Origin of the sequence: Sphingobium sp. R-21 (assembly GCF_049913335.1) — a bacterium.
Taxonomy (GTDB): domain Bacteria; phylum Pseudomonadota; class Alphaproteobacteria; order Sphingomonadales; family Sphingomonadaceae; genus Sphingobium.
Window position 1 is genome coordinate 49,470 of the sequence record NZ_CP184376.1, and the last position, 19,828, is coordinate 69,297.

21 protein-coding genes and 2 pseudogenes are annotated in these 19,828 nt (G+C 58.8%); 13 read left to right on the forward strand and 10 right to left on the reverse strand.

Translation table 11 applies throughout. The features are described 5' to 3' along the window. The first annotated feature begins 107 nt into the window (after positions 1–107). Positions 108–767, forward strand: coding sequence for an SOS response-associated peptidase family protein (locus ACN9MX_RS21775; protein WP_426387865.1), 660 nt, complete (start codon positions 108–110; stop codon positions 765–767). Between the two features lies 1 nt (position 768). Then, positions 769–1,344 carry an alpha-ketoglutarate-dependent dioxygenase AlkB gene (locus ACN9MX_RS21780; RefSeq protein ID WP_426387866.1) on the forward strand — a complete coding sequence of 192 codons (576 nt, stop codon included), beginning with the start codon at positions 769–771 and terminating at the stop codon, positions 1,342–1,344. Between the two features lie 148 nt (positions 1,345–1,492). Here ACN9MX_RS21780 and xth read toward each other — a convergent pair whose 3' ends face one another. Both xth and ligD read right to left on the reverse strand, forming a co-directional pair. After that, positions 1,493–2,293: an exodeoxyribonuclease III gene (gene xth / locus ACN9MX_RS21785; protein ID WP_426387867.1), complete on the reverse strand. Its 801-nt coding sequence runs from the start codon at positions 2,291–2,293 to the stop codon at positions 1,493–1,495. Next, positions 2,290–4,158, reverse strand: coding sequence for a DNA ligase D (gene ligD / locus ACN9MX_RS21790; RefSeq protein WP_426387868.1), 1,869 nt, complete (start codon positions 4,156–4,158; stop codon positions 2,290–2,292). Before ligD ends, xth begins: the two co-directional genes overlap by 4 nt. A 155-nt stretch (positions 4,159–4,313) precedes the next feature. Here ligD and ACN9MX_RS21795 point away from each other — a divergent pair, with 155 nt between their 5' ends. The 5 genes and pseudogenes from ACN9MX_RS21795 to ACN9MX_RS21815 all read left to right on the forward strand — a co-directional run bounded on the left by ACN9MX_RS21795 (position 4,314) and on the right by ACN9MX_RS21815 (position 6,557). Continuing rightward, positions 4,314–4,490, forward strand: coding sequence for a DUF3606 domain-containing protein (locus ACN9MX_RS21795; RefSeq protein WP_426387869.1), 177 nt, complete (start codon positions 4,314–4,316; stop codon positions 4,488–4,490). A 61-nt stretch (positions 4,491–4,551) separates the two neighbouring features. Beyond that, a pseudogene (locus ACN9MX_RS21800) lies at positions 4,552–5,203 on the forward strand (SOS response-associated peptidase). After that, on the forward strand, positions 5,155–5,394 hold the full coding sequence (locus ACN9MX_RS21805) for a DUF6961 family protein (RefSeq protein ID WP_426387870.1): 240 nt from the start codon (positions 5,155–5,157) through the stop codon (positions 5,392–5,394). Before ACN9MX_RS21800 ends, ACN9MX_RS21805 begins: the two are co-directional and overlap by 49 nt. An 85-nt stretch (positions 5,395–5,479) precedes the next feature. Beyond that, on the forward strand, positions 5,480–6,079 hold the full coding sequence (locus ACN9MX_RS21810; protein ID WP_426387871.1) for a hypothetical protein: 600 nt from the start codon (positions 5,480–5,482) through the stop codon (positions 6,077–6,079). Between the two features lie 55 nt (positions 6,080–6,134). Next, the gene (locus ACN9MX_RS21815) at positions 6,135–6,557 is read left to right on the forward strand and encodes an HIRAN domain-containing protein (protein ID WP_426387872.1); all 423 of its coding nucleotides are present in this window, start codon (positions 6,135–6,137) and stop codon (positions 6,555–6,557) included. Between the two features lie 1,223 nt (positions 6,558–7,780). On the opposite strand, the gene ACN9MX_RS21820 is transcribed toward ACN9MX_RS21815, so the two are convergent. Together ACN9MX_RS21820 and ACN9MX_RS21825 are read right to left on the reverse strand one after the other, a co-directional pair. Further along, a complete protein-coding gene (locus ACN9MX_RS21820) occupies positions 7,781–8,728 on the reverse strand; it encodes a GGDEF domain-containing protein (protein WP_426387873.1) in 948 nt (315 codons plus the stop codon). 712 nt (positions 8,729–9,440) lie between these two features. Next, on the reverse strand, positions 9,441–9,731 hold the full coding sequence (locus ACN9MX_RS21825) for a hypothetical protein (RefSeq protein ID WP_426387874.1): 291 nt from the start codon (positions 9,729–9,731) through the stop codon (positions 9,441–9,443). Between the two features lie 259 nt (positions 9,732–9,990). Between ACN9MX_RS21825 and ACN9MX_RS21830 the strand changes: the two genes are divergently transcribed. Then, complete coding sequence (locus ACN9MX_RS21830) at positions 9,991–10,386, forward strand: DUF6894 family protein (protein WP_426387875.1); 396 nt, start codon at positions 9,991–9,993, stop codon at positions 10,384–10,386. Here ACN9MX_RS21830 and ACN9MX_RS21835 read toward each other — a convergent pair. Continuing rightward, positions 10,367–10,989 (reverse strand): annotated as a pseudogene (locus tag ACN9MX_RS21835) (IS5 family transposase); the annotation flags it as partial. The gene ACN9MX_RS21830 and the pseudogene ACN9MX_RS21835 sit on opposite strands and share 20 nt — an antisense overlap. 118 nt (positions 10,990–11,107) lie before the next feature. Further along, a complete protein-coding gene (locus ACN9MX_RS21840; protein WP_426387876.1) occupies positions 11,108–11,554 on the reverse strand; it encodes a PA2169 family four-helix-bundle protein in 447 nt (148 codons plus the stop codon). Positions 11,555–11,769: 215 nt separating this feature from the next. Between ACN9MX_RS21840 and ACN9MX_RS21845 the strand changes: the two genes are divergently transcribed. Together ACN9MX_RS21845 and ACN9MX_RS21850 are read left to right on the forward strand one after the other, a co-directional pair. Continuing rightward, entirely contained in the window at positions 11,770–11,961 is a 192-nt protein-coding gene (locus ACN9MX_RS21845) for a DUF3606 domain-containing protein (RefSeq protein WP_426387877.1), read from the forward strand. Continuing rightward, on the forward strand, positions 11,958–12,545 hold the full coding sequence (locus tag ACN9MX_RS21850; protein WP_426387878.1) for a DNA-3-methyladenine glycosylase: 588 nt from the start codon (positions 11,958–11,960) through the stop codon (positions 12,543–12,545). Before ACN9MX_RS21845 ends, ACN9MX_RS21850 begins: the two co-directional genes overlap by 4 nt. A gap of 210 nt (positions 12,546–12,755) precedes the next feature. Here the strand turns inward: ACN9MX_RS21850 and ACN9MX_RS21855 are convergent, their stop codons facing one another. Together ACN9MX_RS21855 and ACN9MX_RS21860 are read right to left on the reverse strand one after the other, a co-directional pair. Continuing rightward, positions 12,756–13,379, reverse strand: a complete 624-nt coding sequence (locus ACN9MX_RS21855; protein ID WP_426387879.1) for a general stress protein — start codon at positions 13,377–13,379, stop codon at positions 12,756–12,758. A gap of 14 nt (positions 13,380–13,393) precedes the next feature. Then, positions 13,394–13,705 carry a hypothetical protein gene (locus ACN9MX_RS21860; protein WP_426387880.1) on the reverse strand — a complete coding sequence of 104 codons (312 nt, stop codon included), beginning with the start codon at positions 13,703–13,705 and terminating at the stop codon, positions 13,394–13,396. Between the two features lie 220 nt (positions 13,706–13,925). Between ACN9MX_RS21860 and ACN9MX_RS21865 the strand changes: the two genes are divergently transcribed. The 3 genes from ACN9MX_RS21865 (at position 13,926) to ACN9MX_RS21875 (ending at position 18,669) form a co-directional block, all read left to right on the forward strand. Beyond that, positions 13,926–14,480 (forward strand): extracellular catalytic domain type 1 short-chain-length polyhydroxyalkanoate depolymerase, encoded by a 555-nt coding sequence (locus ACN9MX_RS21865; RefSeq protein ID WP_426387881.1) that lies wholly within the window; start codon positions 13,926–13,928, stop codon positions 14,478–14,480. 1,067 nt (positions 14,481–15,547) lie between these two features. Continuing rightward, positions 15,548–16,387 carry an NYN domain-containing protein gene (locus ACN9MX_RS21870; RefSeq protein ID WP_426387882.1) on the forward strand — a complete coding sequence of 280 codons (840 nt, stop codon included), beginning with the start codon at positions 15,548–15,550 and terminating at the stop codon, positions 16,385–16,387. A gap of 350 nt (positions 16,388–16,737) precedes the next feature. Then, a complete protein-coding gene (locus ACN9MX_RS21875; RefSeq protein WP_426387883.1) occupies positions 16,738–18,669 on the forward strand; it encodes a PAS domain S-box protein in 1,932 nt (643 codons plus the stop codon). A 157-nt stretch (positions 18,670–18,826) separates the two neighbouring features. On the opposite strand, the gene ACN9MX_RS21880 is transcribed toward ACN9MX_RS21875, so the two are convergent. Both ACN9MX_RS21880 and ACN9MX_RS21885 read right to left on the reverse strand, forming a co-directional pair. After that, positions 18,827–19,087: a hypothetical protein gene (locus ACN9MX_RS21880; RefSeq protein ID WP_426387884.1), complete on the reverse strand. Its 261-nt coding sequence runs from the start codon at positions 19,085–19,087 to the stop codon at positions 18,827–18,829. 307 nt (positions 19,088–19,394) lie between these two features. Then, on the reverse strand, positions 19,395–19,601 hold the full coding sequence (locus ACN9MX_RS21885; RefSeq protein WP_426387885.1) for a cold-shock protein: 207 nt from the start codon (positions 19,599–19,601) through the stop codon (positions 19,395–19,397). Positions 19,602–19,828: the final 227 nt, after the last annotated feature.

Here is a 19,828-nt window from a genome sequence, read left to right on the forward strand (position 1 = left end):
GCGCCCTATGCGTTGCAGATATCTTCCCCTTGGCATCGTTCGCCATTTGTTCTAATGTCATTCAATCGCACGCTCATCCGACGACAAGATTCCTTGGATCCGCTTCTATGTCGAGACTGCATTGCATGGCTGCGGGCCTCACCGAGGTCGCGCAGCATCTCCAGGCCGAAATGCCGGCACCCATCGAGCTTCCGCCCGAAACGACTGAAGGGGCGCTCGGCCTTATTCTGTTCAAGAATAGAGACCGCCGCATCCTGCGTGCCGTGACCTGGGGATTCCAGCGATTGACCCGCGAGATGCGTGAGCGTGGCGACGAGCCAACCCGCATAGGCCTTGTTGCCGATCTCACCAATCCCATGTGGGACCAGATGGTGGCCGATCCCCGCTACCGGTGCCTCATCATCCTCACTCATTTCGCCAACCCCGACGGCGTGCCGGGCGCTCGAACCCGCACCTGGTTTTCGCTCAAGCGCGATCCGTTCATGGCATGGGCCGGCTTCTGCCGGAACATGCCAGGCCAAGGCCCCGTTTATGCCGGCATGACTATGGACGCCAATGACGCGGTGCAGCCGACCAATGACCGCATGCCGGTCCTGCTCGACCCACATCACTATGACAGCTGGCTTCATGGCTCGATCGAAACCGTGATCGGGTTCCAGTTCGGCAAGCCTATTCCCGTCGAGCGCTTCCGCGTGGAGAAGACCGAAGATCTGTGGAACAGCGGCAAGCGCTCGCCATCGGCGGACAAGCAGCTCGCGCTCATCTGAGATGAGCCGGGCCGCCCAGCAGATCGACCTCTTCGCCCCGCCGCTGATTGCGGGCCTGCGCTATGAGACCGGCTTTCTAACCGCCGCGGAAGAAGCGGAGCTCATCACCCGGATCGATGCGGCGCCGCTCGCCCCGTTCCGGTTTCAACAATGGACTGGCAAGCGCCTCACCCACAGCTATGGCTGGAGCTATGATTTCGAGCGGGGCAGCTTTGGTCCGGCGGATCCCCTGCCCGGCTGGCTGCTGCCGGTGCGCGATCGCGCCGCACGCTTCGCTGGGTTGCTGCCCGACGCACTCGTCCAGGCCTTGCTCACCCGCTATGATCCGGGCGCCGGCATCGGCTGGCACAAGGACCGCCCGGTGTTCGAGCATGTCGTCGGCATTTCGCTGGGGGGACTGGCTCCCATGCGCTTCCGGCGCCGCACGGCGACCGGGTTCGAGCGCCGCACGGTGTCGCTGGAGCCGCGCTCCCTCTATCACCTGACGGGCGAAGCGCGGCATGGCTGGGAACATAGCATCGCCGAGCAGGATGAGCCGCGCTGGTCGATCACCTTTCGCAGCCTTAAACCGGCCTGATGTCGGCCGGCCGTCCAGCGCCCAAATATCCTGTCACGCCTAACGGCCGCTATTTCGTCGTGCGTGGCGCCATATGCGCCCTGCCTTTCAGGCATCCTCTCCTAAAAACTCTGTATGGCCGGCCTTTTTTTTGGTTCAGTGCTCGCCTTCATGCTTTCGCACGGCGGCGCATGGGCCTGTCACTAAGCTCAATCCAGACCGGCGCATGATCGCTCGTCTTCTCCCATCCGCGCGGCGCTGTATCCACCTCGGCTGCGATCAGCCGCGCCTTCGCCTTTGCGTTCAGCAGCAGATGGTCGATCCGCAGGCCCGCATTGCGCTCGAAGGCAAAGCGCAGATATTTCCAGAAGGTGTAGATGGTTTCGTCCGGATGCAGATGCCGCAGCGCATCCGTCCAGCCCTGCTCGAGGAGGCGCTGATAGGCGGCGCGCACTTCGGGCGCAAAGAGAGCATCATCACGCCAGCGATCGGGCGCATAGACGTCGAGGTCTGTAGGCATGACATTATAATCGCCGGCCACCACCACCGGCGCGTCGAGATTGATGAGCGATGCCAGATGCGCGTGCAGCCGGTCGAACCAGCGGAGCTTGAAATCATATTTCGGACCAGGCCGGGGATTGCCATTGGGGAGGTAGAGCCCGGCGATCAGAACGCCGCCGACCGCCGCCTCAATATAGCGGCTCTGCTCGTCATGGGGATCACCCGGCAGACCGCGACGGGTCTCATGAATTTCGCCGACGCGGCTCAGGATGGCAACGCCGTTCCACCGGCTCTGGCCGTGCCAGACAGCATCATAGCCGGCATCGCGGATCGCAATCTCGGGAAATTTCTCCTGCGGGGCTTTGAGTTCCTGTAAGCAGACGATGTCGGGCTCGGCCTCATAGAGCCAACGCAGCAGCACCGGCAGACGTCCGTTCACCCCATTCACATTATAGGTCGCGATCTTCACAAGTCGGGAAGCTCCTGATCCGCCCGGCCCCAGCCGGCCAGCGCTTTGAGCTTCGCGCGCTTCAGAAGAACAGCGGCGTCGCCGACATGAAAGTGGCTGGGCTTGTCGATCGTCTCCATTTCCTTCCAGCTCAAGGGCACGGCCACGGGCGCACCCGGCCGCGCCCGCGCACTGTAGGGCATGACCGCGGTCGCACCGCGCTGGTTGCGCAAATAGTCGACAAAGATCCGACCCTTGCGCTGCGCCTTGGGGAGCGCGGCGGTGAAATGGTCGGGATCATTCTGCGCCACCGCCTGCGCGAGGCGATGCGCGAAATCCTTGACCTCTAACCATTCAGCGCGCGGCGTGAGCGGCGCGATTACATGCACGCCCTTGCCGCCGGTCAGCATGGGGAAGGTCTCAAGGCCGATGCCGGACAATATCTCGCGGAACTGGAAAGCGGCGGCGCGTACCGCCTCGAAGTCGAGGCCCTCGTCGGGATCGAGGTCAAAGACCAGCCGATCGGCCTTTTCCACATCCTCGATCCGCGCGCCCCAGCCATGAAATTCAATCGTGCCCATCTGCACGCAGGTCATGAGGCCGTCGGGGGTATCGACGTAAAGATAGGGTTCTTCATGCCCATCTTTCTCCACGATGCCGACATGTCTGACGGCATCGCCGAAACTTCCGGCATCATGTTTCTGAAAAAAGCATTTCTTCGCCCTGCCCTGCGGGCAGCGCACCAGACTGATCGGACGCGAGCCCATCCAGGGCAGCATCAGCGGCGCGATCGCCGCATAATAATCGGCAAGCTGCCCCTTGGTGATCTGACTTTCAGGGTAGATGACCCGCTCGCGGTTGCTGATCGGAACGGTGACGGGCGCGGCATCATGCTGCGGCTTCTCGACCACGACCGCTTCGGGCTTCTTGTCCTCCCGAAGGCCAAGATAGCTCGGATGGCGCAGCGTCCCCTCATTGGTCATTTCGGTGAAGGCAATTTCCGCGACCAACCTGGGCTTCAACCAATGGGCGCCCCTCACCTCCGCGCGCGGCGCCGTTACCGTCGCCGTCTTCACCTCCAGCGGCCTCATGATGTCCATGAGCCGGAATTGCTCGCTCGTATCGAAGCCAGTGCCGACCTTGCCGGCATAGCGGAGCGCGCCATCCTCATGCACGCCCAGGATCAGCGAACGAAAGCTGCGCGACTTGTCCGATGGCGTCCAGCCGACCACCACAAACTCCTGACGCTGGATGCATTTGATCTTGAGCCAGCTGCCGATGCGCGAACCCACATAGCGGCTGTCGACCCGCTTGGAGATGACGCCTTCAAGCTGCGCCGCGCAGAATTGATGCAGAAGCTTCTCGCCATTGCCGATAATATGATCGCTGTAGCGCAGCCGGGTCGAGCGCCTGGGCAGGATGGCCTGCAACTTCTTCTTCCGCTCCGTCAGCGGCAGCTGGCTTAGGTCCTCTCCGTTCAGTTCGAGGAGGTCGAAGGCGAAATAGTCGATGCTGTCCGGCGCGCCCTTCAGCGCTGCCTGCAGCGCCTGGAAGCGTGAGCGGCCCTCATCGTCCAGCACTACCGCCTCGCCATCGATGAGCGCGGAGGTGACCTTGAGCTTCGCGGCTGCCTCGACGAGGCCGGGAAAACGATCCGACCAGTCAAGGCCGGAGCGCGTAAAGGCCCGCGCTTTTCCGCCACCGATTGCCACCTCGACGCGGTAGCCGTCATATTTCATTTCGTGGAGCCACTGGTTGCCGGTCGGCACTGTGTCGACCAGCGTCGCGAGCTGCACGGGACGGAACGCGGGCATGGTGCCGACACGGTCGGCATCGGCCCTCCCACCGCCCTCTTTCCTGCCTGTCGTTCTGGTTCGCGTTGCCATGCCTCATCTCGCACGCTGCTCAACCTTACTACTCATCGCCTGATCGACTCGTTCCGTCTCAGTCGCGGTGCCCGAAGACAAGCCGACGCCTGAGCCGTGAAACGCTAGCCAGGATTCCGCGTTGAATCACGCAAGGATCATGAAGGAGAGAGGACATGGCTGACGACAAGACCACCCGTGGACCACAAGACCGTTCGCGCATCGCACTCGGTGAAGACTATGAAGTGCAATATTGGACCAACCGGTTCAATGTCAGCAAGGAACGACTGGAGGAGGCGGTCAAGGCGACCGGAAACAGCGTCGATGCGGTTGCCGCCTATTTGAACACATAGCCGCCTTTGACGGGGCGATCGGTGGTGCTACGCTGATAGGCCAGCCAAGGAGGATCGTCTCATTTGCAACCTCTTTACCGTGCGCAAAAGTGCCGCCGAGGTGGCCGCGCATTTCGGCGTGGCGGCGCCGGTCACTCAGTTCAATGCACCCGAAGAAGTTTATCCGGGCACGCCAGGCATGGTGGTGCGAGAGCAGGACGGAGCGCGTCTTCTCCAGAGCATGACGTGGGGCTGGCCTGTCCGCCTGAAGGGCATGAAGCCGGAGTCCAAGCCCAAGCCGGTCAACAATATCGCCGATCTGCGCAAGCCCTTCTGGATCGGGGCCGCGCGCAAGGCCGAATTTCGCTGCCTCATTCCCCTCACCCATTTCGCGGAAGCCGAAGGGAAGACGGGGGCCAAAACTCGGACCTGGTTCTCGCTGCACGACCGCCCGATCTTTGCCTGGGCAGGCCTTTGGCGCGACAGCGCGGAATGGGGCCCGGTATTCTCAGGAGCGATGACCGACTGCAATGAAGCCATCCGCCCGGTTCATGACCGGATGCCGGTTCTCCTTCATGAGGATGAATATGCACTTTGGCTCCATGGGGGGTTTTGACGACATCATCGGCTTTCAGGAGCGCTGCTTCCCCGATGAACAGATCTCCATGCAGCGAACAAGCGAGCCGTGGAACAAGCCTCGCTCTGCGCCCTCGGTCGCCGCGACGCTGTTGTGACGCCGGAACAGGAGCGATGGGCCGAAGCCCTTGCTATCGAGCGCCGTTTTGGCGAGCAGGCGACGGGGCATATTGCGGAGCGCGTCACTGCGCTGGCGGTGGCCGCAGATGATGCAGGCGTAGCCCGGTGGATCGCGATCGCCGATCGCTTCGACCAGCTTCGGGATCGCCCGGACGGGCTTCTCCAATGAGTGCGGCGGCGGAATCAGGACAAGGTAACACATGGCAAGCTCGGAATCTGTGGATGACCTTCTGGTGCAACCCCTCTTCATTGAAATGGTGAAGGCCATTTACGAAGCGGCGGCTGGGACGCAGCTACGGCAAGGGCATACCAATCTCGCCCTCGACGCGCTGAGCTTTGTCTGGGCCATGCTACAGGAGGCCGACCCGGATTACGCCGATGATGATAGCCTGAGCCTTGCGAGCGCGCGGGCCGGCGCCGACCAGCTGGCCTTCCTGACCTTTCTTCGCGATCATAGCCGCGAGACCGGCAAACATATGCTGGAGGGAATGGCAGCCAGCCAGGTGGCGCCGACGCAGCCAACCGAAGAAGAGGATTCCCAATTTTCCCGGCTCGTCCATGATCTCCAAATGGCGATCATCAATGCGAGCAATCCCAAAGATTTCCAAATGAGCGAACAAGGGGAGACCGGCGCCTTTGTCGCGCTCGATTTGCCCACGGCGGCGCAAGCCCTTGCCTATGTCACCGGGTCGTTCGCCGCCCAATCCGGTGACATCCCGTCCCTGAAGGCCCGCCGGCTCTTTGCTGACGCGCTGCGCGATAATTTCCTCAATGCCTTCAAGGAGGTCGAGCAGCAAATGGCCGCGCTCAAGGCCGTGCCGATGGGCCCCGGCAAGGATCGAACCACTCATTAAGTGCTGATCTGCGCCAGGCTGGACAGAATCAGACGGCTGCACCTAGACACTCGCCATGGCCCATGAACTCAGCCTTCTTGTCGTTGGCGCATTGCATCCCAATGCCGATGGATCGAACAGGCTGTTCGAAATACGGATGCTCAATCCAGGTGACCCCATTCGGTTGGAACTGGAGCCCACGAACAAGACTGATCCGAGCGCCGTATCGGTTAATTCGTCGCGCGGGTACCAGATCGGCTATCTGAGCGCGGATCGCTGTGGCTGGGTGGGTGGCAAGATCCGGCAGGGCCAGGATGTGCGTGCGATCTTTCAGCAGGCGACCAGAGATGGCGCGGTGATCCGCATCCACCTTGATGGGCAGGACCCCACCCTGCCCCCGCCGCCAGAGCCGGAGGCGCCAGAGCCGGGCGCGCCGCACTACGAGTGTGATCCGGATTCTGGATTTTGGCCCGACTATATTCCGCCAGAGGAATGCTGATCACTCAGTTGAGAGCCGGCGCGGCGAGTTAATTTGCGTAGAAGATCGTCACCATGGCGGCTGTGCCACGTTGCCCATCATTTACATGGCAGAATGAACCGTTTGGCACCACTTGCGATCGCGCCTCCAGCGGAACCGTTCTGCTAGGGTTCCGGCAATTCCCCCAGATCTAATTTCGACCAAAGTGAGACTTTCGCGGCTTTGCTACTTGATCCGCAACCGGACATTCCATCGCACCGCGATTTCCTACAGCTAGTTGCGACGTCCAATCTTTTTGGAGGTGCTTTAGGGTGCGATGGAACCGAGGATGTTCGATGCGCTTCGCCCGATGCGCCTCGTAGCTCCGCCCCACGCGTCACCGGCGTTTCCTTCGCCATGAGGATAGATCAGGTTAAACGCTTCTCGATGGACAATTGTTGAGGTTCGGCATCCAAGCCTCGTTACCCGGACTTCACCATTTGAGGCAGTTATTCTACGAGCCTCCACCGAAAATACGATAAGCTTGTTGTTCGCGCATATGTCGGATTTTGTGAACCGCCACTGCGGGTTTGTTTCTGCTACTGCGCTGATTTTCAAATTCTTGATCGGAGCAAAAGCGGATGATTTTGCTTCCGATCTAAGCGCAATCGCAAGATATGTGGCTATACCTCGCTCATCATTTGACTGGACGGTCAGGTTGGCTGAGCCATTGTGGTGGAGGCGCGGATCTAACGCTACACGCACCCAGAGCCTGCCCGACGAGACTGCAGGTAAGCTCTCCCCGTAGGGGATGGCAGCGCTGACTGTCAGAGGCAAGCTCGCGCCTAGGCTGGTGATGACTCCCGACACACAGCCCGCAAGCTGGAGTGCAACGCGCCGTCGTCCCGACGCGACTGTGTGAGTCAGCCTGTTTCGCCTGCCTATCAACGGGGCGGGATGACCATATCTCATTCAGCGCACCCAACATGAGGTTTGGAGTGAAGTCGGAATGTTAGCAGTTGGAGAGGTGAGCGGCCAGTCCGCTATCCACCCGTTGCCGCTGTACCGGGCGCATGTATCGATCCGCGTGGCCGCTATGTAGCCCGTCGGTTCTGGGTCGGATAGCTGCCCAGCAGCAGGCGACCATTTATGGTCGTTTCATTGAAACATGTAATTACCTGTAAGCTGCCCTTGGTGCAGCTCAATCATGAAAGCTGAGCGGGAACATGTAGTGACGAGATCTGGGCATTCCTGAAGGGAGGTCATCATCCTTTGATCTGATTTCCACCTGCCTCTGAGGCGGAAAGCAGGTTAGCACGTGCTCGTTCCAAAACATCGGTCGTGAGTTCGTGTTGGCCGACTACAATCCCGGCTGAGGCGGTCACGACGCCAACCCATTCTCCAGTGTCGCGCAACCTCAAGCGCCGTTGCGACATGGCAAGCAGCGCCTCTTCAGCGATTACCCGCGCCTGCATAATGGCGGTGTCTTTCAGGATCGTGATGAACTGGTTTCCAGACCATCGGACCAGCTCCTGTTCCTGAAAATGTTCTCGCAGCGTAGCGGCAAGAGCATTAATTATGTTGTCTCCAACCGATCTCCCAAACTTTTCGTTGAATTCTTCGATGTCATCAAGCCCAAACATGATGATCACGTAACTTCGTCCATCAGTTGTCAGCCTTCGCAACAGATCCTGAGACCCATCCCTATCTAGGGATCGTGTCAGGACATCACGGCTATTGCTTGGTGGATCACCATCTTTTCCATCAACCCGTTCCTGCAGCTTTGCTAGGTTAAATCGAAGCTCCGCAAGCTCCCGTTCTGCCTCAGATAGGCGCGTCACAAATTCACCTGATGCAGCCGGCCATTCACCTGCTTGCGTTACTACGTTCGCCACATCTCGCTCTAAGCCGCTGGTCACCAGATGAGCCTCGGAAGTTAGAACACCTAACTGTTGCGTTTGCTGTGCGATCACTTTCTCACGCGCGCCGAGGTCCGAATTACTGTTTGAGAGAAAGCGCCCAACTAGAGAATCAACCTCTTTGCGGCTCAACCGAACGCCGCCATCGGTCCGCGTATCAATCTCACGTGACAGTTCAGGCAGGGCTCTTGTAACATATGTTAGGGCTAGGTCATAGTTAACGACTGTCGGTTCGAGTTGCTGTAACTCGAGAAAATCAAGCGATTTCCTAGCTTGTTCAAATGTTATCGCCACGACCCACCACAATGTTTTATTTATTTCACGGTCGCTTCATAGGGTCGAGCAGTAGCACTGTCAAAGGGACCCTGTCGGACATTAAGGTGCCGAAGTGGTCATTCCGCTTTCCACCCATCCCGGCGATTGAGCCGGGTTAAAGGCGTGGCGAGTGGCACCGGTGCTGCCGGTCCGGTTATATCCGTATGAAATCCAACACGAGAGCGGTGCTGAGGGGTGGATTTCCGTCTGTCCGGTTCCGAGAAGAAACCGACGAAGGCTGACATTCGCTTCGCGGGTTTATCTGGCGGCTCGCGACCAACTCAAGCCGGTCCTTGGCCTACCCCAGCGCTCTGCGGATCAAGAACCTCCAAATTGGGCCAAGAGCCGCCCGTCTGCTCGTCCGTGGCGACTGCGAGCACCGGACCCGATCACACGGCCGAAAAGTCATCAAGTGCAGCGTTTAGGCGCTGCATATCGGCGCGGGACAACACTTCTCCGCGCTCGAGTTTTTCGCGAGCAGCACGGAGAAGGTTCTCAAGTTTCTGCAGCCTCATAAATCCGCTGGTTGATGCTAGCCATGTCGCAGCAGCCGAATTCGTCTCACTTCCAGTTGCGTTCATCATTGCTCCAATCTGAGTTGCAGTGCTTCCGCCCGTCCGGGTACGCGCTTAATTGTTCAGCAGAGCAAAAACTCCCGCACCCGCAATCAGAACGAGCAAGCCATTCAGAATCACGGCACGTAAAAGGGTGTCATCCCGAAACAGGTCGGCAGATAGTTGCAAGGCGCTGAGCCTTCGTGGAACGTCGCCCGTCGATGGCGGGGCAACTCTTCCAGAAGGCGCCCGCCTTCATTTTCCCAATTATCGGCCGCAGCCTCGTCTCTTCGTTCATGCTCCCGTAATAGCGAAGCCGCGCGAAATGCCTGCTCTCGTGCCGCGCCCAAGGCAAGTCCCTGACGCTCGACGCTGGCATGCAGATCACTCTGTCGCAATGATGATAGAGAATTTGTCGAGATGGACATGTCGCTCTCCTCGCCAAACGGGAGCACAAGCATCTCTCAGTCACGGCATGTCTGGAAAATCAGAACCGCGATACGCCAGTATACCACATGGTGCTGCGGGCACCTAATGGACTTGCTTGACCTGATATGCGGGCGAAAATGCGACTAGATCGCTCGCGGGATCGTTAACAGCCAGCCTGTTTGGAAAAGGAATGACATAAGTCAGTGAGCAGGCTGGAACCGATTGAAAGCTCCTTCGCTCTGGGTGTAGAGGGACCAGATGAAAAACTATAACATCAATATTCGAACGGAGTCGCACATTGCCGAGACGTTGAAGGTGGATAGCGATGACCTGACCGGCCTCCGAGTGGAACTGGCCCGATTCGTAGGTGAGTTGTTAAAAGACCATGCTGAGTTGGTTTGGGTTGATGAAGATTGGCAAATCGATGTGACCGACGAGAGCGGATTGATTCTCTACATCATGCAGATCAGCGCAATGGAGACCCCCGCAACAATGACTAAAAAAGGCCTAAGGTCATGGCATTCCGCTCGCTCCACGCTACGAGGCTGGGTGGGTAGCTGCGATCCGCAAATATCGTGGCAATCGACCGACGCGGTTCGTCTGATATCTAGCGCATCTGCAATAGCTGCCCGATGCGGCGCTTGTCGTGTTTGACGGCCTTGTTCCGGGATTTGCGGCCGGGGATGCAGGGGGTGATGCCCTTTTCCTGCAAAGCATCGCGGAACCAGTCGGCATCATAGCCACGATCAGCGAGCAACCATTGGGCTTTGGGAAGTTCGTCCAACAGGGCGGCGGCACCGATATAATCGCTGACCTGCCCTGCGGTCATGAAGAAACTGATTGGGCGGCCGTTCGCATCGGTAACGGCATGGAGCTTGGTGTTCATGCCGCCTTTCGTGCGTCCGATCAGGCGTCCCGCGCCCCCTTTTTTACCGCAAGGCTCGATGCCGTGCGGTGGGCCTTGAGATATGTCGCGTCGATCATCACCGTCCAGCGTTCGGAAGCCTGAGGCGCTGCCAGACCTTCCATCATCCGAAGGAAAACGCCCTTGTCACCCCACCGCTTCCAGCGGTTGTAAAGCGTCTTGTGTGGGCCATAATCCTTCGGCGCATCCCGCCAGCGCAACCCATTCCGGTTGACGAAAATGATCCCGCTCAACACCCGGCGATCGTCAACACGCGGTTTGCCATGGCTCTTGGGAAAGTAGGGCTCAAGCCGAGCCATCTGCTCGTCCGTCAGCCAATACAGGTCGCTCATCTTCAATCTCCTCGCGGAGCCTGAATCAGATCGAGTCGATCACATCAATGGGTTCCTGACCCTAACCCGTGAAAGCGTTTCTGGATCGCCCGGTCAGCGATCCAGAACGATTATCAGGTTAGCCCATGCTATGCTTCAAGGCACTCGCGCGATCATGACCCGCTTTGACCGACTGATATGCCCGCTCGACCACGGCACGGGATGAGGGATCGAGGTCGGTATCATTGAGAGCAGCCTGGAACTTCGCCTTGATGTAATCCTCGCCGCGCTCGACCTCCTGGATGATCGCCTTGTCGTCCTTGCCGGTGAAGGCTTGCTTCAGATCCATGAACGTCCGATGCGCGGCCGCGAGGAAGCTGCTGTCATCCTCGGGGTTGCCACCCAGACGGCGTACTTCGGACTGAAGCGCGGTGGCTACCTCGCTGCGTTCGCCCGCGAACTCCGAAAACATAGTCGAGAACTGGGAATTCTCCGCGTCTTGCGCTGCGTCCTTGAAGCCTTTCATGCTGTCGAGCGTCGTTTTAATGAGGCTGTTGAGGGTAGATATGGTGCTGTCGGTGCTCATAATCTGCTCCTGCAAGTGGAACTGCCAGAACGGTCGTGGGGCGTGAAGGGTCCGCGTTGGCCTGCGATCCAGCACAAGAGCGTTCGAACACCCGTTGATGCTCCCAATCGATGCTAGTGCGCAATGGGGGCCGGCTGGCGACGCGGTGCGTCCCTGCAACATGGAACCAGGGGCGCGCCTGCGGATTCTTTTTCCAGCAGACCAGGAGAGCATCGATGGCTGATAATAAAAGCAAACGTGGTGGCGCCGACCGGCGGCAGGTGTCGTCATCCGAGGGATATGAAGTGAATTACTTTGCACGCAAGCACGAGATCAGTCGTGCTGACGCCGAAGGCCTGATCAAGCGGATCGGAAACGATCGGGCTAGGCTCAACGAGGCGGCCGAGAAGCTGAAGAAAAACGGTTGATCGCAGCGGTTGAGCCCTCGCCACTCACTCCTCAATTTTTTGGTCGTGAGCCTGAAAGCGTGGCGCGTGCACTGATAGGAGCCACGATATTGGTGCACGGCGTCGGAGGGCGCATAGTTGAAACTGAAGCCTATGATGCGGCCGATCCCGCGTCACACAGCTATGCGGGCGAGACCCGGCGCAACGCGGTCATGTTTGGACCATCAGGGCGGGCGTATATTTACCGCATATACGGGCTGCATTGGTGTCTCAACCTGGTCTGCGGCGTGCGTGGAAGTGCTGTTCTGATACGTGCACTCGAGCCGACGCACGGGATCGTGGAAATGAGCTCACGCCGGCGCACCAACGACTTACGCCGCCTGTGCTCGGGGCCGGGCAAGCTTTGCCAAGCGCTGGGAATTGATGCTTCTTTCAATGGGGCACAGCTCCTCGAGCCCCCCTTCCAGCTTTTCAGGGGTGAAGCATGCCCCGCGGTGATCGGGAAACGAATAGGCATCAGCGTCGGTGTGGAAACGATGTGGCGCTTTGGACTGCAAGGCTCTCCCTTCTTGAGCCGCCCGTTTACGACAAATGGAACGTCCTGACCGGGACCACGGCGGTCGAGACGGCCGATAGCAGTCCATGTCCGCCGTCCCGTCACCTTCTTTCGCCGGCTCTGAATCACCGTCCCTATATTGCGAACCGAGCTCTCGATAGCAACTGATCTGGTCGCCCCAGCCGAAACAATGCCCAGCCGAGAATGGCGGAGCATTGTTTATCGTTGTCACCCCTTGGAGGAGATGAAGTCCGTCTCTCTACAAGTTCTGGCGAGATGTAGTATATCGGCCGCGCTCTGCATCGATTTGCGCAGTTGTGTAAGGATCGGCCTCCGGATCAAATGCGGTCCAGCCGCTTTCGCGATAGGCAGCGCCCCGAGTGGTGGCGTCCACCGAATTATGCTGGACCAGAATAGCCTCAGCTTCGGCTCTCCGTTCGTCAGGCACACGGGCACTCACCAAAGTCCCTCCGCGACGGACGCCTTCCGAGTAGACTTGCGCCTCGTCCTCGTCGTGGCCAGCGTGCTTCAGAGCACCCACGATGCCGCCAGTAGCAGCACCGCCGACGCCGCCGATGGCCGCGCCTGCTGCCGTCGAAGCCAACCACCCGGCCGCGACGATCGGCCCCAAGCCCGGGATGGCGAGTAGGCCTAAGCCCGCAAGCAATCCGCCCACACCGCCAAGAACAGCTCCCGTTGTTGCGCCGCGGGTTACATCTCCGTCCTCATTGACGCTGTCATTGTCGCGATCATGTCTGCCATAGGCTTCCTTGTTAGCGACGATGCTGATGTCGTCATGCTGAAATCCTGCGCTTTCCAAAGCGCGAACAGCGCTTCGGGCCTCGCTGTAATTATCGAAGAGTCGAGTTACGGTCTTGGTCATGTTGATCTCTCCTATTACTTAGTGGCCGGCAGGATGCTCACGTTGCCCTTGTAATCAAGTGCGACATGGGCCTTTTTTCCCTTCTTTGTCGCAACACCTACCCAGCGGCCGTTATCGTCTTTTTTGAGATCGCTGATTTTTGTATAGCCAGCTTTTGTCAGCCGACCCCTCGCCTGATCTTCGGTGAACGAATTCGCGCCCTCTGCCGCGTGCCCGACATGGGCAACGGCGCTGTCCTTGATCGCTGGGTTACTCTCTTGCGCGACGGCGGACCCTCCGGCTGCGGTGAAGACTGCCGCGGCAAATATCACTGTCATTTTCATCATGGTCTCTCCTGATTTCCTGGAGCCCCCAACGCAGGAGAGCCGGAAAGGGGTCCGTGCGCTTGGGTAGGCCCTGAGTAATCTTCCCTCTCGGTTCATACTAGCGAGGTCAGAATCACGATCGGCCGCTGGAGAAGCTCGATCCCGAAACATTATGCAGTGCAGCAACGAATCGCTTAACAGAGGCGTTAGGTATGTGCAGGGTTCGCCTGCGCCGGAGATTATGATGCGCCTTGGTTCCACTATCACACAGCTGGCTGTGCTGAGCAGGCCACCATCACCCGTCAGCGAGGACATCGGGGAGGATCGTTTGACCTGCCTGCGTGAGTTCGGCTCTAATCCCGGCGCGCTGCGGGCCAAATATTATGTTCCTGAACGACTGTCTGCAGCTGCGCCCCTGGTTGTGGTGCTCCATGGCTGCACTCAGACCGCCAGCGGTTATGACCGCGGCTCAGGATGGTCGCAGCTTGCGGACGAATATGGTTTCGCACTGCTGTTTCCCGAGCAGCAGCGATCCAACAATCCCAACCTCTGCTTCAACTGGTTCTTGCCGAGCGATTCTAAACGCGACAGCGGGGAAGCGTTGTCGGTCCGGCAGATGATCGGAGAGATGGTCGAGACCTACGACATTGATCAAAGCAGAATTTTTATGACCGGCTTGTCTGCGGGAGGAGCGATGGCGTCGATCATGCTGGCGAGCTATCCCGAGTTGCTCGCCGGCGGTGCGATCATCGCGGAGTGCCTTTTGGCTGCGCCAGCTCAGTTCTTGACGCTTTAGCGCGTATGCGAGGGAAGGGTTTTCCGCCGGATGATCGGCTGGCTAAATTGGTTCGCGAAGCATCCGATCATAACGGCCCTTGGCCTTCGGTCTCAGTCTGGCACGGCAGCGCAGACAAGACCGTCTGCCCATCCAACGCGGAGCGCCTCATTGCGCAGTGGCGCGGTGTGTACGACCTGGGAGGCGCGCCGGATGAGCGGGAAATTGTCGATGGCTGCGAGCGTCGGACTTGGCGAGATCGCTCGGGTCGCTCTGTTATAGAGGCGTTCCAGATCACTGATATGGGACATGGGACCCGATTCATACGGGCGGACCGGAGGGGTGTGGAGCGACCGCTCCATACATGCTGGAGGCGGGGAGATCTTCCACCCGTCATATCGCTCGCGCTTGGGGTCTGGTGGCAGAGGAAATTTCACCGGCGCAGCCGGTCGCAATCGGGTGTCTGGAGCAAGCTGAGCATATGGCCTCAGGACGATCTGACAGTCCGCCATTGCACCCGGTTCGAGCGGCGGGCGAATGAAGATCCCTTCGAAGGCGAGCCTGAGCGCGATCATTGACCAGGCATTTCGGGCTGCAGGACTTCTGCGGTAAGAACGAACATGCCCGATCGAGCAGGACAGCCATCGGCAGTACATTCGGTTGCCCGTCAATCCCTTGCATGTAAACTCGCCGCCGAGCACCGCCGGATGGCCGCGTCACCAAAGCCCCAGCCTTTAGCATTTCATGCTGACCGGGAAATCTGAACGTCGCTTGGCGGGACCCAAAAGATGACTGCTGGTCGCATGACATGTGAGCGGCAGTGTCAGAAAGGTGGCGGGCTCCGCTTCTGCGCGCTCTGCAAGCGGTAGCCGATTTTATGCCTTTCCACCATTGCGGCTCGTGCCGCCAGTCGCGCTCAGATCTCTCTATGCTCCTGGTCACGAGAAGCTGCTGAAAGGGGGTGGCACGAGTTCGCCAACGCGCTAAATTTCGGAACGCGGAAGAGTTTTGTTCCAAATCGTGTTGCGCCATTCCAGGCTAGCGCGAACGGCGTCGCAGCATTAGGAAGTAACACGTCGGAGACCCACATGAACTCAATCCAACCGCGCAGTGCGACATCGGACCGGCGCATTGCCTTGCTGATCGACGCAGACAATGTCTCACACAACAAAATTGCTGCCATGCTGGCAGAATTATCAAAATACGGCGTGGCGAACGTTAGGCGCGCCTATGGTGACTGGGCAAGCCCGAGCATGAAAGGATGGACTGCCAGGCTCCACGAGCATGCTATCCGGCCTATCCAGCAGTTCAGCTATTCTAAAGGTAAGAATGCGACCGATATCGCGCTGGTGATTGACGCGATGGAGTTGCTCTATACGCAAGAACTTGACGCTTTTTGTATTGCGTCGAGCGACGCCGATTTCACCCCGCTGGTGATGCAATTGCGCGCGAACGGACATGACGTATACGGCTTCGGTGAGCGGAAGACCCCCGATCCATTCGTCAATGCCTGCACAACTTTTCTCTATCTGGATCGGCTCGGTGAAGAGGGAAGCGCGACCGCAAAGCCCGAATCGCCTGTGGTTGCCGAGTCCGTGGATGCCACCGCCGAAGCCAAAAAGGCGCGGAAATCAACTTCCGGAGCCAAGGCTTCAAAGCCGCCACTAAGCCAGGATGCCAAGCTGGTCGCGGTCCTCCGCGGTGCGGTTGAAGCAACCGCCGGTGACGACGGCTGGGCGCCGCTTGATGCCGCTGGCGGCGCAGCCAGGCGGCAAGCCCCTATCGACCCTCGCAATTATGGTGCCCGTAATTTCCCGAAACTTTTTGAAGCTGTCGGCCTGTTTGACATCGTGAAGGCAGAAGAGACGGGACAGAGTTATGTGGCCGACAAGCGAAACAAGGAGCGGACCACAAAGCCACGTTTTTAGCAGGGACTGACATTTGCGGCCATAGCTGTGAACCAAAGTTCATCGCGATCGCTTCTTTCGTCCGCGGCAGGCGGTTCCGCCCAGTGAGCAGTTTAATGGGTTCCTCGCAGGCCCCATCCGTGAAAGCCAGGAGCGGCAGGCGGGGGAACATGCCCTAGGAAATTCGGCCGCTCTGCATCCTGCTGTCGCTGAGCTTCCTATCGTCGGAAACACGAAGAAGCGGACACTTTTCTCAGCAACAATCGTTGCTCACACTAACCTGGGTTCTAACCGAGGTCGACCTTTCGAGCCCACAGGAACAGGCCCCGGCTAACTCCGTTTGACGTTTTTGCCAATTACGCGGAGCAGGCATGACGCAATCTGAACATCCATCCAGTACCGGCAGCCGGTTTGAGCTACTGGTTCAAAGCGTCACTGATTATGCAATTTACATGCTCGATCCCCAAGGGATCGTGACAAGCTGGAACGCTGGGGCTCAGCGGTTCAAGGGCTATGATCCGCACGAAATAATAGGCGAGCACTTCTCCCGCTTTTATACTCCCGAGGATCGCGCCCGCGAGATTCCGAAAGTTGCGCTCGAAACCGCGGTGCGTGAAGGGCGATTTGAAGCAGAAGGCTGGCGCGTGCGCAAGGATGGCAGCCGCTTTTGGGCCAACGTTGTCATTGATCCTATTCGCGAGCCCAATGGCGATCTTGTGGGCTTCGCCAAAATCACCCGCGATCTCACCGATCGCCGGGCTGCGGAGGAAGAACTTCGCAGGAGCGAGGAGCGGTTCCGCCTCCTGGTACAGAGCGTGACCGATTACGCGATCTATATGCTTGACCCCGAAGGTCACGTCAGCAGCTGGAACCCCGGCGCTGAGCGGTTCAAGGGTTATGCCGCCGAAGAAATAATGGGAGAGCATTTCTCGAGGTTCTACACCGAAGAGGACCGGAAAGCCGGAATCTCGCGGACGGCCCTCGAAACGGCAAGGCGCGAAGGGCGCTTCGAAGCTGAAGGCTGGCGGGTTCGCAAGGATGGTTCGCGGTTCTGGGCCAGCATCATCATTGATCCCATTCGTGACGAGCAAGGCAAATTGGTCGGATTTGCCAAGGTGACCCGGGACTTGACGGAGAAGCGCGCTATCGAGGAGCAACTTCGCCAGTCACAGAAGATGGAGGCGATCGGCCAGCTGACCGGCGGCCTGGCTCACGATTTCAACAACCTTCTGACCGGCATCAGCGGCAGTCTTGAGATGATGCAGGTGAGGATGGCCCAGGGGCGAGGCGCAGAGTTAGAGCGATATTTCATGGCGGCTCAAGGTGCGGTTAAGCGCGCTGCGGCGCTCACCCACCGCCTGCTCGCCTTCTCCAGGCGGCAAACGCTCGACCCCCAGCCGACGGGCGTTAACCGTCTGATAAGTGGGCTCGACGAGCTCGTGCGCCGAACAGTAGGACCCAGCGTGCAGGTCGAAGTCGTTGGGGCTAGCGACTTGTGGCCCATCCTGGTAGATCCTAACCAGTTGGAGAACGCGATCCTGAACCTGTGCATCAATGCTCGCGACGCCATGCCAGCTGGGGGGAAGCTAACCATCGAAACTGCGAATAAATGGTTGGATGAGCGCGCGGCTCGCCAGCAAGATCTCCCAGTTGGTCAATATGTTTCGATCTGCGTGAGCGACACCGGGACAGGAATGACACCGGACGTCGTGGCCAAAGCCTTTGATCCGTTCTTCACAACTAAACCGCTCGGGGAGGGGACGGGCCTTGGCCTGTCGATGGTTTATGGTTTCACGCGACAGTCCGGCGGCCAGGTCAGAATTTATTCCGAGGTGGGTCAGGGAACAACCATGTGCCTCTACCTCCCGCGCCACGATGCCGAGGGGGTGGTGGAGGATGCGGAAGTGCGTTTGGCTCCCGCCGAGCCCACGGCTGAAGGGGAGGTCGTCCTTGTCATTGACGACGAGCCCACGATCCGCATGTTGATATCAGAAGTCTTGGCGGAGTCTGGCTACGCAGTGATCGAGGCGCCGGATGGTCCAGCGGGATTGCGAGTTCTGGAATCGAACGCGAAAATAGATCTGCTGATAACAGACGTCGGTTTGCCGGGAGGTTTGAACGGCAGGCAAGTGGCCGACGCTGCACGAGTGGAGCGGCCTGACCTGAAAGTCTTGTTTGTCACGGGATATGCGGAAAATGCAATCATCGGAGGTGGTCGTTTGGACACGGGCATGTATGTCTTGACCAAACCCTTCCAGATGGACGTTCTCTCCAACCGCATTCGTGAAATAATCGAGATGTAGGCGGAATGCGGATCACAGGCTGCGGGTAATCAGCGGATCGTGACTGACATCATGGTCAACGTGCCCAACCTATATGGGGGTCTTAATGCCGCAGCATCTGTCGTGCGGTGGCCCAGGAATCCAAATCGAGGCTGATCTCGGTCCAGCTCCGTCTCATCTAGAGACGTCTGACGAGAAGTGCAAAAAGCTGATCCAGGTTCTGTTGGGCATCCTGCACGATCGGGTTGCCTGCGTTGCCGGGTAGGGAAAGTGGCCTGCTCATGATGTCGTGCAAGCTTCCTGTTTCCGCGTCGCTCAGCAAGTTCGCTTTTCGTAGTACGATAGCAAGGCTCAAAATTCCATTAAAGGATGCAACGTCAAGGGCTTGCTGCGCCTCCAACATCTGCTGCGCTGTCAGATCATGTTCTCGTTCGGCCATGCTACTTCTACCCAGGGCTGATTAGCGCGCTGGTTACCCATGGCGCTTTTGATGGCACAGGCAAACGCGAGGTGGTGTTCGTATGATTTGGTAAGCTGAACTGCATTGCGGATGGTGATCGCAAGCTGCGGCTCCCGTCCTGTACACTCAAGAACCTGTGAGATAGCCACAACATAGTGGTCTCTCATGATTGCCGAAGTCCCCCGGATTTGCTTCAAGTCAACCCAACCGAGAGGGCTCAGGATGCGCTTCGAGTGCGACCTTAGAAGAGGCAAATGGCGGACGCTGTCGCATCCGCCACTCTCTGTTAGGCCGCCTGCAGATTCACAGCAGAGGTCTTGCCGCGACGGTCGGTTTCTAGCTCATAGGACACGCGCTGGTCCGTATTGAGCGTCACCATGCCGGCACGCTCAACGGCCGAGATGTGGACGAAAGCATCGCCGCTGCCATTTTCCGGCGCAATGAAGTCATAGCCCTTGTCGCTATTGAAGAATTTCACGGTTCCGGTGATCATGATGGGTATCCTTTATCCCACGAGTGACGGCCACGCGCCAACAGCGGCACATTCCGGCGTCTTGAAGCTAGTAAAGGATAAAGGGAGGAGCCGAGGCGGCCCATCATCCGTCGCAGGCGACGTTCAGCAATCCCCATGTAAGCGGTGTGCGCGGAAAACGGAAGGGGACATGAGGGGTTTGGTGTAAATTAACGATGCTCGCCTCCGCTGGCGCCCAGTGTCGAACC

What these genes read in the sequence shown, in the direction of transcription:
- ACN9MX_RS21775 (WP_426387865.1), top strand. Translation starts at nt 108, where the DNA reads ATGTCGAGACTGCATTGCATGGCTGCGGGCCTCACCGAGGTCGCGCAG.
- ACN9MX_RS21780 (WP_426387866.1), top strand. Translation starts at nt 769, where the DNA reads ATGAGCCGGGCCGCCCAGCAGATCGACCTCTTCGCCCCGCCGCTGATT.
- ligD (WP_426387868.1), bottom strand. Translation starts at nt 4,158, where the DNA reads ATGGCAACGCGAACCAGAACGACAGGCAGGAAAGAGGGCGGTGGGAGG.
- ACN9MX_RS21795 (WP_426387869.1), top strand. Translation starts at nt 4,314, where the DNA reads ATGGCTGACGACAAGACCACCCGTGGACCACAAGACCGTTCGCGCATC.
- ACN9MX_RS21810 (WP_426387871.1), top strand. Translation starts at nt 5,480, where the DNA reads ATGGTGAAGGCCATTTACGAAGCGGCGGCTGGGACGCAGCTACGGCAA.
- ACN9MX_RS21815 (WP_426387872.1), top strand. Translation starts at nt 6,135, where the DNA reads ATGGCCCATGAACTCAGCCTTCTTGTCGTTGGCGCATTGCATCCCAAT.
- ACN9MX_RS21825 (WP_426387874.1), bottom strand. Translation starts at nt 9,731, where the DNA reads ATGTCCATCTCGACAAATTCTCTATCATCATTGCGACAGAGTGATCTG.
- ACN9MX_RS21830 (WP_426387875.1), top strand. Translation starts at nt 9,991, where the DNA reads ATGAAAAACTATAACATCAATATTCGAACGGAGTCGCACATTGCCGAG.
- ACN9MX_RS21840 (WP_426387876.1), bottom strand. Translation starts at nt 11,554, where the DNA reads ATGAGCACCGACAGCACCATATCTACCCTCAACAGCCTCATTAAAACG.
- ACN9MX_RS21845 (WP_426387877.1), top strand. Translation starts at nt 11,770, where the DNA reads ATGGCTGATAATAAAAGCAAACGTGGTGGCGCCGACCGGCGGCAGGTG.
- ACN9MX_RS21855 (WP_426387879.1), bottom strand. Translation starts at nt 13,379, where the DNA reads ATGACCAAGACCGTAACTCGACTCTTCGATAATTACAGCGAGGCCCGA.
- ACN9MX_RS21860 (WP_426387880.1), bottom strand. Translation starts at nt 13,705, where the DNA reads ATGATGAAAATGACAGTGATATTTGCCGCGGCAGTCTTCACCGCAGCC.
- ACN9MX_RS21865 (WP_426387881.1), top strand. Translation starts at nt 13,926, where the DNA reads ATGATGCGCCTTGGTTCCACTATCACACAGCTGGCTGTGCTGAGCAGG.
- ACN9MX_RS21870 (WP_426387882.1), top strand. Translation starts at nt 15,548, where the DNA reads ATGAACTCAATCCAACCGCGCAGTGCGACATCGGACCGGCGCATTGCC.
- ACN9MX_RS21875 (WP_426387883.1), top strand. Translation starts at nt 16,738, where the DNA reads ATGACGCAATCTGAACATCCATCCAGTACCGGCAGCCGGTTTGAGCTA.
- ACN9MX_RS21880 (WP_426387884.1), bottom strand. Translation starts at nt 19,087, where the DNA reads ATGGCCGAACGAGAACATGATCTGACAGCGCAGCAGATGTTGGAGGCG.
- ACN9MX_RS21885 (WP_426387885.1), bottom strand. Translation starts at nt 19,601, where the DNA reads ATGATCACCGGAACCGTGAAATTCTTCAATAGCGACAAGGGCTATGAC.